Origin of the sequence: Mycoplasma sp. 332, assembly GCF_052378275.1 — a bacterium.
Classification (GTDB): Bacteria; Bacillota_I; Bacilli_A; order Mycoplasmatales; family Metamycoplasmataceae; genus Metamycoplasma.
The window spans coordinates 748,519-763,539 of record NZ_CP198998.1; the positions used below are offsets into that span (position 1 = coordinate 748,519).

Here is a 15,021-nt window from a genome sequence, read left to right on the forward strand (position 1 = left end):
AATTTCTCCTTAATGTTTTATTACTTCAACTTGTTCGGTTAAATATATATCCATACTTTTTAAAATTTCTTTATCAGATTCGCTTGATATTGTGGTCCTATGTAAATATAAACCAGCAAGTTTATTAATTTGATCATATGCTTTTTTAGCTATTTTAGATGTTAGCGCACTAATTGAAAGGGCCATAAGCGTTTCTTTAACATCAAGTGATAGATGATTGTAATGTAAGTTTTGTTTTAAATCCTTAACTAATTCTATGACATCAGGATTTAGAACGTCAATTGTTGAATCAATTTTTGCAAAGTACTTTAAGGCATTTAGAACTACAGCACTATTAGAATTTAATAACTTAGATTCTTTCCCTAACAAAACATGACCAGAATTTATTTCAATAGCTGAGCAAACTAAATTATTTTTGTTGGTGTATTCATTTGCAAATTTTATTGATCCTATAATATTAGGGTCAATATTGTTATTTTTGATTATTTTATTTAATCTATTTAGATAGACTTTTGGACATTTATCTTGTTGGTAATTTACTTTGGTTTGATAATACCTACATATTATTTCTTTTTGAGAGGCTATGGTAACTGCTTGATCGTTGGTAATACAAAATCCTGCCATATTAACACCCATATCCGTTGGCGATTTGTACAGTGATGTATTGTATATTTTTGTTAACAAATTATTTAATATTGGAAATGCTTCAAGATCTCGATTGTAATTTGTCGCTTTGATTTTATATGCGTTCCAATGAAATGAGTCGACCATATTTATATCATTTAAATCAACTGTAGCCGCTTCATATGCTAGGTTGGTAGGATGATTTACTTGTAGATTTCAAATGGGAAAAGTTTCAAACTTAGCATAGCCAGATTTTATATTATTCTTATTGTCGTGATATAGTTGTGAAAGTATTGCACTTAATTTTCCAGATCCCGGTCCTGGCGCCGTTACGACAATGATTCTTTTTTTAGTAATAGCGTAATCATTTTTGCCAAAACCGCTTTCAGATACAATATGTTCAATGTCGTGGGGATAGTTTTTTATATGATATTGCTTAACAACATTAATCCTTCGTTTAGTTAGCCTATGAATAAAGGACTTGATTTGAATAGAATCTTCATATTGTGTTATTACAACATTTTTAACCTCAAGGTCATATTTTTTAAATTTATTAATAATTCTAAAAATATCCTCTTCATATGTAATATTAATGTCAGACCTTATTTTTCTGTTTTTTATATCCTGGGCAGCAATTACTAACATTATTTCAACTTCGTCTTTAAGTTTTAACAGCATTTGTAATTTTGCATCATGTTTGAATCCTGGCAAAACTCTTGTGGCATGAAAGTCATTGAATAGTTTTCCACCAAATTCAACATATAATTTATTGCCAAACTTATCAATTCTCTTCCTAATTTCATCAGATTGAAGATTAATATATTTGTTATTATCAAAACCAATTTCCATAAATTTTTCCTAAAATATAAATTTATTTTAATTCTTAAATAATTTTATAACAATTTAATATTATGATATTAAGAAATTACAAATAGTCATCTTTTAAAAGGAATAACAACGCAGCGCTTCATAAACTAAATAATGATAATTAGTTTTAAAGTTTAGATGAGTTTTTAAAAATTATGATTACAAAAAATTAATAAAGAGGAATTTTGACAATTAAATTGCTTCTTTACATTGAACTATGTCATATAAAAACGATTTTCATTTTGCAATTAACCGTGTTGAATGCTTATTTTTAATTGCATTATCAAAGGCGCCAAGACTATAAATCCTCATACATTTTTGATTTTTAGGTAGTAAATAAACTTTTAAAGAATGCTACATCATCAGTAAAACTACTAAGATCAAATGATAGACGTTACTATATATAGTGCAAAAAATTTTTTGATGCTTCTTAAAGATAGATTTATTTATTTTAATTTTTAAATAATATAAAGTAAAAAAGAACCTAATATGTTATTACTAATTTTTTAAATTTCGTTTTTTAAATATTTTTTCAAACTATAGTTGTATTTATAAAATTAAAATATATTGTTTTTTTAGTGCAATTTTTATTGTAAAAATATGTTTTTGGCAAAGAAAGATTCTTTAGATATAGAGACAAAATTGATTTTAGCATATAAGTTTTTGGTGTTTTAAAAAGTTAATAATTGAATCTTATTTGTTTGCCCCTATCTTTGTGTAGATTTTTATCTACCTTATATATTTTGCCCCTTAAAATTAGTAGAAAAATAATTTTTTATCTTGCTAATTTATTATTGCAGTCAAATCTTAACTAATGTAAAATTAAAAAATCATTAAAGGAAAGTAATTTTAGTATTTTTATCATTATTTAAAAAAACAAGTTTTAAATAAAGAGTAAAATTTTATTATATAAAAAATTTCGAAAGGCATAACATGAAATTTAATGAACTAAGAACTAAGATAGTCGCTACAGTCGGACCTTCAAGTGAAAGTTATGAAACAATGAAAGCTTTAATTGAAGCTGGTGTTACAACCATTAGAGCAAATTTTTCACATGGTACAATTGACGATCATAAAAGAAAGTTTGACATTGCTAGACAAATATCAAAAGAAATAGATAGACCAATTTCATTGATGTTGGATACAAAGGGGCCAGAAATCAGAATTGGTAAGATGCAAGATGGCGTTTGCTTAATTCCTGCTAAACATAAATTAACTATTAGAACAGATAAAAAATCGTATGAAAATTTAATTGGAGATGAGAATACTATTACCGTTTCGTATCGTATGGACCTAGATGTTAATGAAGGTAATAAGGTATTGATTGATGATGGTAAATTGGTAACTATTGTTAAAGAAGTAAAACCTAATGAAGTTATTGTTGAAACTATAAATTCTCATAAATTAAAAACAAATAAAAGAGTTAATATTCCGGGCGTTAATTTCTCTTTACCATTTTTATCAGAAAAAGATATTAATGATATTATTTGAGGAACTCAATATAAAGTTGACTATATAGCAGCATCATTTGTTAATAATGCAGCACAGGTTAATCAAATAAGAAAAATTCTTGATGAGCATAACGGACAACATATTCAAATAATTTCAAAAATTGAATCTCAAATGGCAATTAACAATATTGACGAAATAATTAGAGCATCTGATGGAATTATGATTGCTAGAGGTGATTTAGGTTTAGAAATACCTTATTATGACGTTCCATATTGAGAAAAGAAAATTATTCGTGCAGCAAGAATTCAAGGAAAGAATGTTATCGTTGCAACACAAATGCTTGACTCAATGGAAAACAATCCTTTACCAACAAGAGCAGAAGTTACTGATGTTTATTACGCTGTTGAATTAGGTGCTGATGCAACTATGCTTTCTGGTGAATCGGCATCTGGAAAATATCCAGTTGAAGCTGTTAAAACAATGGCCAAAATAGCGAAGAGAGCTGAAAAAGAATATTTTACTGAATTATTCTATGAGAAACAAATTCAAAAGGTTGCTAATGATCAAAATTCAAGAATGCTAATTGCTTATGAAGTAGCATCAATATTGCAACCTGGCGATTATAAGTTTGCTATTGTTTTATCACATAGTGGTAAATTATTAAAAGAGGTAGCTAAGTATCGTCCTAATGCTCATATTATTGGTGTTGTAAGTGACGACAAACTTGTATGGAGTTATGGAGTAACTGCGGGCGTATTTTGTGAAAAGCATTCAGAAGCTGTAAGATCTTTAATAAAATATAATCACGATGCTGGACGTCAAGTTTTAGAGGAATATGGTGCTAAAAAAGGTGATAAATTTATTGTTGTGGATAGTTTAAATATTACTTCACATGAGTTCTAAAAGTTATTTTTATTAATAAAAAACCGCAGCGTTAGGCATGCGGTTTTAATTTAAACAATTTTAATTTATTTATTTAGATAATATTTTTTTGTCGAGTTTATATGTACTTCTCAACTTTTTTAGTTGCTTAGAAATTTCTTGATTTATGATGTATGAAAAAGGGTTAAATGTAATTCTTTCATTTGTTTCAAAATATTTATCTAAAAAACCAAATGTTGTTTCACCATACATTGAGTATAGAATTTCACCTATTTTGGTGTCTAGCCAAATATATTTATTAGCAAGAATTTTTCTATCCAAAAAAAGAATCATATTTGGCAATTTGTCAAGAATTTCTAAGGTAGTTAAACTATATAATTTTTCTTCTGATTCTGACTTTGTTAGGAAGAAATCTCTTTTTATTGAGTCAATAATTTTATGTTTACTAAGATAGTAGTAATAACAGAAAAATGTGTGGCCTCATTCTTGGTTATATTCTTCTTCCCCGTCATATAGTTTGCAAAAATCATCATGTTGTTTCTTACTTATTTCCTCAATCGAGAAAATTTTAGTGAAATCTTCATAGGAATTTAACGGCTCATTAAGTTTTTTTAACAAATTTTTTGATTCCTCATATAACACATTTTCATTTTGAATATTTTCGTTTTTCTCTGGTTGCATATTTATTCTTCCCCATTTTTAGGATAATAAAGAATTTATAATTTGATTTCTTAATAACATTTAGTTGTTTAAAATATTAAACGTTATTTATCTTATTATTTCTTTATTCATATATGGAACTAAAACTTTTGGAACAGTTATTGAACCGTCTTCATTTTGATAATTTTCTAAGATAGCAGCAACAACTCTATCAATGGCCAAACCAGAACCATTTATTGTGTATGCATATTTAGTTTTTCCCTCTTTAGTTCTATATCTAATTTTTGCTCTAATTGCTTGAAAATCCTTATAAATTGAAATTGAACTAGTTTCGCGATATCTCTGCTCAGAAGGAATTCACAGCTCAAGGTCAATTGTTTTGGCTGACCCAAATCCCGTATCACCTGTTGATAATATAAGCTCTCTAAAAGGTATTTCTAGTAATTCTAAAATGCTTTTTGCATCATTGACCGTTTTTTGTCATTCCAATAAACCGTCTTCTTGTTTAACAAATTTAACTAGTTCAACTTTGTGAAATTCGTGTTGTCTAATTAAACCTTTTGTATCTTTTCCACCACTCCCAGCTTCAGATCTAAAGCATTTAGTATATGCGACATATTTGATAGGATTTTCAAGATTTAATATTTCATCGTAATGCAAATTGGTGACTGGAACCTCGGCAGTTGGTATCAGTCATAAGTCACTATTTTCGACCTTAAAAAGATCTTCGCCAAATTTTGGGAGTTGTCCTGTGCCATAAAGCATATTTGAATTAACTAGGTGCATGGGCATAATTTCTTTATATCCATTTTTTATATGTGTATCTAACATGAAATTTTCAAGCGCCCTAATTAATCTAGCCCCATCGTTTTTATAAAGTGCAAAGCGTGATTTTGAAAGTTTAACGGCTCTTTGGAAATCCACAATATCAAGCTTAGTTGCGATTTCATAATGCGGCAAGACATTTTTAACTAATCCACGTCCAAGGTTAGCATATTCGCCAATGCAAACATTATCCTCATCGCTTAAACCTATTGGCACGTCATCATACGGGATATTAGGTATTTGTAATAATAACTCATTTACTTCTTTGACAATTTGATTTGTTTCAGATTCGATTGATTCAATTTGTTTTTTGGCTTCATTTACTTCTAGCATTAGCAAGTTATAATCTTGGTTATTTCTTTTTTTGATTCCTATTTCTTCGCTTAGTTTATTTCTTTTGGCCTGAAGACCTTCTAAATTATGAATCAATGAATTTCTTTTGTCACCAAGTTCATAAATTTTATCAAGTGCTAAATGGTCAAAATTTCTGTTAGCAAGTTTTTTAATTACTTCTTCCTTATTTTTTAAAAGATATTTTAGATCAATCATATTTTAAACTCCCTGAATTAAACTATCAATAATTTTATACTTTTTTAATAAAGTATGGTTGTTATTAACTTTAATTTGCATATCCTTAAATAGGTCATAAAAAAGTATGATTGTGCTACAATTAAAAAGATATGCTTAAACAGAATTTTATAGTAACTGGAACATTTGAAAAAGTGTTATGGAGATCAAGAGATCAGCGTACAGCAATTGTGGCTTTTAAAGTTTTAGAAAATGATAAAAAAAATCCAATAATCTTAAATTCCTATAATTCAATAACCATAACTTTTTATGATCATTTATTTGACGAATTAAAAATTGAAATTCACGAAAAAAAATATGAAATAAGCGTAATTAAAAATAACCTTTCAAAATATAATGATAGTTATTTGATCGATTCCCAAATCCCTTTTAAAAAAGTTACGTCTGAGCTTCTAATTGAGGAAAAAAATGAATATTTAAGTCAAGTTTTTAAATTAGAGCTATTTAATGAATTAAAAAATGTTAAGTTTAATACATTGATAAGAGATTTAGGAGAAGATGTTTTTCAAAAAATTTATGACGATAAAAAGCTTTATGGCCAAACATTTGGTATTACTGCGGAAGATTGAAAAAGACTTGTGGAAATAATAAAAAATAACTTTCAATATTTAATTGATATATCGCACCTTTTTAAGATTAATGTTTCAAAGGCAACAAGCAGGTTAATTTTAAAGAAATTTAGTAGCCTTAAAAGTTTTTTAGATGAGTATTTTGATAATTTATACGATTTTTATTTTGACCTTGAAGAATATGAAAATATTAAGATATCTGATATTGATAAGATTGCAATTGAATTTAATCCTACATCGCTAGTTCAAAAAAACGCAACTTATTTATATGCATTTGTGGAAGAATATTTTTTTAATTCTGGTAATACGCGAATTAAAGTAGACAAATTTTATAAAACCCTATGTAATATTTTTAATAATGAAATTTTTAATAGTATTAAGAAACATTTTGATGAGACAGTTGCCCAATTATTAGAAAAAAGATTGCTTATTTCTTTAAAATACATTGATGGTGAGTACTATACTACTCGCGATACAATCTATAAAGAAGAATATGTTGTAAAGCGTCTTTCATATATATTAAAGAAATCAAATTACGAAGAGCCTAATATTTTAAATATTCCATCGATTTTTGATGCACAACAAGTCACAGCTATTAGATCGGCTTTAACTGAGAATTTAGTATTAATTACTGGCAATCCTGGGACTGGCAAAACATTAATAACTAATGAAATTATTGACCAATTAGCTAAAAAATATGATCATAACGATATAGCAATTTTAACTCCGACTGGTCGAGCAACAATTAATATTAATATAAAGCAAGAAAATATGAAGGCCCAAACAATTCATAGTTTTTTGCGTTGAGATCAAGAAAGTAACAGATTTTTTACTAATGAAGATTCAACCTCTGATATTAGTATTTTAATTATTGATGAGTTTTCAATGGTGTCATTGGATTTATTTTATAATCTTTTAAAAGGTATATCAAAATATACATTAGCTAAAATTATCTTAGTTGGCGACAAGGATCAATTGCCGGCCATTGGCAGTGGCTACTTAATTAAAGATTTTATTGAGAATAATATTTTTAAAACTATTATTTTAACTAATATATATCGTCAATCTGGAAACTTTGATATTGTTAAAGATGCTTTAAAAATAAATGAAGGGGTATTTCCGGATTTTGAATCAAAAAATTCTGAATTTTATCCAACAAATCGCATTGAACTTAAAAATAAATTAATTAAAAAGATTGAAGAATTATTAGCTCAAGGCTATACAAAAAAAGACATAGCTATTCTTAGCCCAATATATCGTTATGAAACTGGTATTGATGAAGTTAATGAGGCTCTTATTAGTTATTTTAGAAATAAAGAAAAACCTGAAGTCGCTAAATATCGTGAAAGAACATTAGCAATTAATGATAAAATTATCAACCTAGTTAATGATTCTAAATTAAAGGTTTTTAATGGTGAAATAGGTTATATTTCGAAATTTATATATGCTAAATCAACAACAAAAAAGGAACCTATTTTATCACACATTTCCATTGAATTTGATAGTGATGACAAAGTGGTTACCTTACCAAGATCCTATTTCTTTGAAAATACCTATTCAGCCTATTGTACAAGTGTTCACAAATATCAAGGTAGTGAGTGCAAGGCCGTAATTGTAATTTTATTCTCAGAAGCCAAAAAATTATTAAGTAAAAAATTAATATATACAGCAATAACAAGAGCAAAGCAATATAGTGTTATTATAGGCGAAAAAAGTGCGCTAGAATTTGGTATTGCAAATGATGATGATTCCAAAAGAATTACTAATATTCAATATCTATGAATGAAAAATCATAAATAACAAATATTTTGTTTTAATTTTTAATTATTAAGGAGAAATTATGAAATTAATTGTTGGATTGGGAAACCCAGGTGTTGAGTACGAGAGAACGAGACATAATGTAGGTTTTATGGTTATTGACAAACTTGCCGAGAAATTAGAATGTCCCCTAAAGGAAAAAAAGTTTAATGGAATTTTTTATAAGGATAGTGAAATAATTTTAGCTAAACCCTTGACATATATGAATAATAGTGGCGAATTTATTAAAGCAATTTGCGATTATTTTGAAATAATGATCGACGATATCATTGTCGTTTATGATGATATGGATACCGAACTTGGCAAAGTTACTATTAGACAATCAGGCTCTTCGGGAGGCCATAATGGCATTAAGAGCATTATAAACCATCTAGGCACCCAAGATTTTAAACGTTTAAAAGTGGGGATCGGTAGAAAGGAAAACGCTATTAACTTTGTTTTAGGAAAATTTAGTTATAGTGATTCATTGGTAATTGAAAAAGTTATTGATGCAGCATCTGATGCCTTAATTCAATTTATTAGTAATGATATTCGTTATGTTATGAATAACTATTCAGGTAAAATTTATGGAAAATAAGTTAATTGAATTAAGACAAAAATTTTTTAATGAATTTATTAATAACCTTGTTTCATTGGATGAAACCTTTATCCTTGGCATTAGTGGTGGACCTGATTCAATGTGACTGCTCAATCTTATGAAAAATCAAAAAATTATTGTTGCTTGTGTTAATTATAATAAGCGTGAGGACTCGTGAAAAGATGAAAAAATAGTTCGAGATTTTTGCTATAAAAATAACATTGTATGCGAAATTTTTTCAATAGAAAAATCAAATGATCATGTTGGTAATTTTCAAAAAATAGCACGTGATCAAAGATATACATTTTATAAAAAAATTTATGATAAATATAAGGCTAATTATTTAGTTCTTGCGCATCACAAGGATGATTGTCTTGAAACATTCTTATTTCAGAAGCAAACTTTTAGACACCCAAAACAATATGGAATAATGCCATTAAATAAAATTAATAACATGAATATTTTTAGACCGATGATTAATTTGTGATATAAAGATGAAATTTTAGCATTCTGTAATCAATTTGCGATACCATATGCTATTGATTATACAAATAATTTGCCTATATATACTAGAAATAAAATTAGAATTGGTCTAAAAAAATGTTTTTCCTTACAAAAAGATGAATTATTTCTAAAATTAAAATTCTTGAACAAGGAATTAGAGAAAAAACAAAATCTTGTAAATAATGAATTTAAAAAGTTTAGGGAATCTAATTACAATTATAAAATTCTAAACTTTGATCATTGTTATATTAATGAAATTTTATTTGAATATTTGCACGCTAATGTTAAGGATATTAAAATATCATTAAATAAATTAAATTCATTTAAAAAGTTTATTATGTCTCAAAAAAATTTTAAAGGTTTTAAAATTAATGATGAAGTAATTATCTATAAGAAGCAAGCGTCTCTAAAAATTTGTAAAAATTAATTTTTATTTTATAATTTTGCTAATAAATTATATTAAATTACTATAGAAAGGAGTTTTATATGGGAAATAAAAATAACTCTCCACAACCGAAAGAAAAGAAAAAAATTGGATTATTTGGAATAGTTGGGATTTTTATTGCTATTGTTGCCTTTATAGTTCTTGTTTTAATTGCAGTTGATCAAATTCGTGCTGCTTCAATCAAATACGAGAATCTAGGTTTTTTAGAAAAAGTCGTAAGAGAAACAGCAAAAAGTCAAACTGATGGTCTTTATGTTTCGCAATGATTAGAAAATACTTATTCTGATACTTTAAATATTACAGTTAATGGGACCCAGAATGAATTGCAATTTTTGCTTGGTCGAAAATTTTATCCCTTTTCATCTTATTCATTTACGATTAACTTAAGTGGATTATTAGAAAGGGAATTACCATCTTCATTAATTTCATGAACAAATACTAAAACATATTATGAAGCTCTTAGTGCCATAACTTCAACAAGTGGTGGTATTTCTGGCTCATTTAGTTCAGCACCAATTCCACAGGCTGGCATCTTCGAAAAATACATAAGTCCAGCAATTAATGTAATCTTCTTTGGAATTATTATTATTGCTATTGTATTTAGCTTAAAATCAATGTCAAGAAGAGGATTGGGCGGTGATTTTGGTATAGGTAATAAATCATTAGCACAAAGAGTATATTCAAATAAAAAATTCTCAGATATAGCAGGAAATGAGGAAGTTAAGGAAGAAGTTAAAGAATTAGTTGATTATTTAAAAAATCCTAATAAATATGATGCTGCGGGTGCCAGAATCCCTAAAGGTATTTTACTTGGAGGCCCTCCAGGAACTGGTAAAACCTTAATTGCAAAAGCTACAGCAGGGGAAGCTAATGTGCCTTTCTTCTTTATTTCTGCTTCAAATTTTGTGGAAATGTTTGTTGGTCTTGGGGCCAAACGTGTTAGAGATATGTTTGAAGAAGCAAGAAAACATGCACCTGCAATTATATTTATCGATGAATTGGATGCTGTAGGTAGATCGCGGGGCGCTGGAATTGGTGGCGGAAATGATGAGAGAGAACAAACTCTTAACCAATTGCTAGTAGAAATGGACGGCATTAAGGAAAATAGTGGAATTTTAATTATGGCAGCAACTAACAGAACCGATGTTCTTGATCCTGCCTTATTAAGACCTGGTCGTTTTGATAGAACTATTACTGTCGGACTTCCTGATATTAAAGAAAGAGAACAAATCCTAATATTACATGCGAGAGGAAAAAGAGTTGATCCTAAAATTAGTTTCTCACAATTGGCTAGAAGAACTCCTGGATTTTCGGGTGCCCAACTCGAAAATGTAATTAATGAGGCTTCATTATTGAGCGTTAGAGAAAGAACTCTATTTATTACTTTAGAACAAATTGATGAAGCTATTGATAGAGTTATGTCGGGTCCTGCTAAGAAATCAAGAACAATTTCTGAAAAAGAAAATATAGCAGTTGCGTATCATGAAGCGGGACATGCCGTTGTTGGAATTAAAATGAAAGGCGGCAATAAGGTACAAAAGATTACCATTATCCCTCGTGGTCAGGCAGGTGGATATAATTTAATGATGCCTGAGGAAGAAAAATACAATCGTTCAAAATCAGAGTTAATTGCTATTATTACTTCATTTATGGGTGGCCGTGTCGCCGAGGCAATTATTTATGGAAAGGAAAATGTGTCAACTGGTGCTAGTGATGATATTGCTAAGGCAACATCTATTGCACGTAGAATGGTTACTGAATGAGGTTTATCTGATTTAGGACCTATTAAGTATGAGGAAGATACATCAAATCCATTTTTAGGGCGTGATTATATGAAAAACGCTTCCTTTTCAAACAAGGTCGGCCAAGAAATTGATGAACAAATTCGCAAAATTATTCTTACAGCAGAACGCGAAGCACATAAAATTATTTCAGAGAATCGCGATTTATTAGAGTTAATTAAAGATGCTCTTATTATTAAAGAAACAATCGTTGCTGAGGAAATTGAATATATTGCTGAAAATATGAAATTACCAGAAGGGCTAAGCAAAACAAAAGAACAATTAAAAGTAGATTATTCAGAAGTTGATTTTAATAATTTATTTAATGAAGTTTCAGGAGCTAAAAAAATAACTGAGGATAAATATAAAAACGACTTAGCAAAGGAACTTGCAAAACATGATGTTCCATTGGATGATAATTTGTCTGGTAATGATGAAAATGATGATAATAATTAAAATTGAATAACTTTTTATTTAAAATCCCAATAGACAATAACATGGTGTCTTTTGGGATTTTAATTTAATAATTTGTCATATGCGTTATATTAAGTGTCTTTTTTAGCTTTAATTTGTTTATGCAATTGTTATATATTATAATTTAGTTAATTATAAATTACTGTATAGATAATGTAAATTAAACACGCAAAGGAAGAAAAGATTATGAAGAAGAGTTTATTAAAAATATTATTGCCCTTAACAAGTATCGGAATTGTTCCTGTTTTAGCAGTTTCATGTTCTAATTCTGAAAAACAATTATTAGAAAAAGAAATTGAAAATGTTAATAAAACTATCAAAGAGGATAAAAGTTTAACTGCTGAAACAAAAGTTTTATTAGCGCAAAGTGTTACAAAGACAAGAAAATTATTAGCTCAAGCGAAGTCAGATGCAGAAATTAAACGAATAAAGGATGCATTTATTAATGAAATTAATGAGATTAAATTAAAAAACAAACAACAACCAACACCTAAACCAGATGACAAACCAGGCGATGATCCAAGTGCTCCTATTGATGAAACAAAAAAAGAAAATCAAGTAATTAAGAAATTAAAAGATATCTTTGAGGTTAGTGAAGAAAATAAAACTAAATATGGTGCTAAATTATTAAATAAAGAAGTTTGATTATGATATGGCAGAAAAGATAAAAATATAGTTGTAACACAACAAGGTAAGAATCCTAATTGGAAAAAAAGGGTTGATGTAATATTTACAATAAAAAATACTAGTTTATTAGAAGATACACAACTTGTTAATTCCGAAAAATCAACCTATGAAAATAAGAAAAGAAATTCAATAGAATTGCAATCGCAGCTTAACTATAAAATAGTCAAAAAGAGTGAGAAAGATGATTCTGATGGAAAAAATAAGACTGTTGATTTTGAAGTAATTGTTGAATATAAAAGTGCATCATACAGTAAAGATGGAAATCACATAATTTCCGATATTTCTAATACTTCTAAATTAGAATTTTCAATTAAGGTACCAAAAACTAATGAAAAAATTAGCGATGTTGATGCCTTTATTAAAACTACACAAGGTAAGTTTAAACTAAATGATAAATATTCTAAAAAAGGTTCCTTAAAAGAAGATTTAAAACAAAAAAATATTGATCTATGATATTCATATACCTCGCATGCCATTGTTTGGACCCAAAAAAATCAACACCCTAATTGAAAAGATTTGACTGAATCGGACCAGGTTTTATTATCAAGCGATATTGAATGAAATAAAGACGGAAAGAACTATCAACTTGCAAACCCTTCTAATCCAACATACATTAGTAAAAATAAAACAAAAATCAGTAGCAAACTTGATTATGAAGTTAATGAAAAAGACAATAAATTTACTTTAATAATTAAATATAAAGGTGCTGAATTTGTTAAAAATGGTGCTCCTATTATTGGCAATGAAGTTGTTTCTTCCGAAATAGAAATTGCTTAAAATAAAAAGAAAATAGAGGGAAACTCCTCTATTTTTATTAGTCTTAAATATTCTAAATATCGCCGGAATTTATTAATTGTTTTTTAATATCATTAATAAGTTTTTTAGAAAAAATACCCCTTTTTAATCTACTTTGTTCTTCTAAAAAATCAAGTTCATTATAGATGCGATAAATCAATTTTAAAGGATAATTTAACTTGGTTATCGATTCTTTAAAGTCAATTCAGTCAATAACATTAAACTCATCATCGTTGTAACATTTAATATCAAGGTCAAAGTCAATGTATTTAATGATATTATCCTCAATAAAAAAAGGACTAGCTAAATTAACATAAATATTGTTTGGTCTATCATCATTAAGAGTTATCGAAGCATTATAAAATTTATTTTTGGCAAAGAAAAACAAAATAGGTTTTGAAACTAGCCAGTTGATATTTGATTCTTGCACTTTTGTTTTCATTAATAAAACAACAACAAAATCATCAAGATTAGCTATGATTTTACACCCTTCATATTGTCGATATAATGTGCCATCGTACTTAAAAGCTTGAACAGAAACTAGCTGACCCATTTGATATAGTTTCTTAGGTTTTCTTGATTCTAATTTTGATATATTTTCTTGTTTTGCTAAATCATGAAAACTCTTAATCTCATTATTAGAGCTCATGTATCCTCATTTTTAAATAATTAATATATGTATAAGAAACTAATTTTACTTAGTTAGTTATCATAAAAATTATAAACAAAAGTTACTAAAAACCATCTTTTTTAAAAAATATGCAAGAAGGTTTTATACAATTTTATCTATGAGATTAAGACATAATAAAAACGCATTAAGCACTCTCGAAAATAGCGAATTTTATATTAACCAATTCCCTTATACACCTAAAAAGGATGCCGTTGTTGAGATTGGTATGGGAAAGGGTAAGATGCTTTCAGAATTAGCACTATGTCATCCGGAAAATGAATATATAGGTATAGAGAAATACTCGACCCCAGCATTATCGGCGCTCAAGAAGATTGAACAAAAGTCTTTAAAAAATATGAAGATAATTGTGGGCGATGCTGCTAAACTTAATGAAATTATTGCCGATAAGGTAAAAACAATTTGGCTAACTTTTTCTGATCCATGGCCTAAAAAAAGGCATTTTAAGAGGAGACTAGTTTATAAAACCTTTTTAGAACAATATAAATCTGTTCTTGATAAGGAAGGCAAAGTTTATTTTAAGACTGATAATAAAGGGTTATATGAATTTGCATTGGAACAATTAAAGGAATTTAACGCTGATATAATTTATCATACGTCGGATTTACATAATTGTAATTATCAAATTGAAAATAAATTGACTGATTATGAAGAAAAATTCAGAAATGAAGGCAAAAAAATTTATTTTATTGCTTTTAAATTTTAAACCATAAAAGTTTATGGTTTTTTTTATGCCTTTAATTTTTATGTCTTTTTTGATATAATTAATATATTACTTTGTAATA

The 15,021-nt window shown here is 27.7% G+C and carries 11 protein-coding genes; 7 read left to right on the top strand and 4 right to left on the bottom strand.

Annotated features, from left to right (window positions below; genetic code table 4):
- Positions 1-9 precede the first annotated feature (9 nt).
- On the bottom strand, positions 10-1,473 hold the full coding sequence (locus ACT1UH_RS03010; RefSeq protein ID WP_444704937.1) for a DUF1846 domain-containing protein: 1,464 nt from the start codon (positions 1,471-1,473) through the stop codon (positions 10-12).
- Between the two features lie 951 nt (positions 1,474-2,424).
- Between ACT1UH_RS03010 and pyk the strand changes: the two genes are divergently transcribed.
- Positions 2,425-3,846: a pyruvate kinase gene (gene pyk, locus ACT1UH_RS03015; protein ID WP_438340534.1), complete on the top strand. Its 1,422-nt coding sequence runs from the start codon at positions 2,425-2,427 to the stop codon at positions 3,844-3,846.
- Positions 3,847-3,915: 69 nt separating this feature from the next.
- Here the strand turns inward: pyk and ACT1UH_RS03020 are convergent, their stop codons facing one another.
- Together ACT1UH_RS03020 and serS are read right to left on the bottom strand one after the other, a co-directional pair.
- Positions 3,916-4,506 carry a hypothetical protein gene (locus ACT1UH_RS03020; RefSeq protein WP_444704938.1) on the bottom strand — a complete coding sequence of 197 codons (591 nt, stop codon included), beginning with the start codon at positions 4,504-4,506 and terminating at the stop codon, positions 3,916-3,918.
- A gap of 87 nt (positions 4,507-4,593) precedes the next feature.
- On the bottom strand, positions 4,594-5,859 hold the full coding sequence (gene serS, locus ACT1UH_RS03025) for a serine--tRNA ligase (RefSeq protein ID WP_444704939.1): 1,266 nt from the start codon (positions 5,857-5,859) through the stop codon (positions 4,594-4,596).
- A 131-nt stretch (positions 5,860-5,990) separates the two neighbouring features.
- On the opposite strand from serS, the gene ACT1UH_RS03030 reads away from it, so the two are divergent.
- The 5 genes from ACT1UH_RS03030 (at position 5,991) to ACT1UH_RS03050 (ending at position 13,530) form a co-directional block, all read left to right on the top strand.
- Entirely contained in the window at positions 5,991-8,267 is a 2,277-nt protein-coding gene (locus ACT1UH_RS03030; RefSeq protein ID WP_444704940.1) for an ATP-dependent DNA helicase, read from the top strand.
- 40 nt (positions 8,268-8,307) lie between these two features.
- Entirely contained in the window at positions 8,308-8,862 is a 555-nt protein-coding gene (gene pth, locus ACT1UH_RS03035; protein ID WP_444704941.1) for an aminoacyl-tRNA hydrolase, read from the top strand.
- Positions 8,852-9,793 (top strand): tRNA lysidine(34) synthetase TilS, encoded by a 942-nt coding sequence (tilS, locus tag ACT1UH_RS03040; protein WP_444704942.1) that lies wholly within the window; start codon positions 8,852-8,854, stop codon positions 9,791-9,793. Before pth ends, tilS begins: the two co-directional genes overlap by 11 nt.
- A 59-nt stretch (positions 9,794-9,852) precedes the next feature.
- Positions 9,853-12,048: an ATP-dependent zinc metalloprotease FtsH gene (ftsH, locus tag ACT1UH_RS03045; RefSeq protein WP_444704943.1), complete on the top strand. Its 2,196-nt coding sequence runs from the start codon at positions 9,853-9,855 to the stop codon at positions 12,046-12,048.
- Between the two features lie 204 nt (positions 12,049-12,252).
- The gene (locus ACT1UH_RS03050) at positions 12,253-13,530 is read left to right on the top strand and encodes a hypothetical protein (RefSeq protein WP_444704944.1); all 1,278 of its coding nucleotides are present in this window, start codon (positions 12,253-12,255) and stop codon (positions 13,528-13,530) included.
- Between the two features lie 52 nt (positions 13,531-13,582).
- Here ACT1UH_RS03050 and ACT1UH_RS03055 read toward each other — a convergent pair whose 3' ends face one another.
- A complete protein-coding gene (locus ACT1UH_RS03055; protein ID WP_438340542.1) occupies positions 13,583-14,197 on the bottom strand; it encodes a DUF402 domain-containing protein in 615 nt (204 codons plus the stop codon).
- 139 nt (positions 14,198-14,336) lie between these two features.
- Here ACT1UH_RS03055 and trmB point away from each other — a divergent pair, with 139 nt between their 5' ends.
- Positions 14,337-14,942 (top strand): tRNA (guanosine(46)-N7)-methyltransferase TrmB, encoded by a 606-nt coding sequence (trmB, locus tag ACT1UH_RS03060; protein ID WP_444704945.1) that lies wholly within the window; start codon positions 14,337-14,339, stop codon positions 14,940-14,942.
- Positions 14,943-15,021 lie beyond the last annotated feature (79 nt).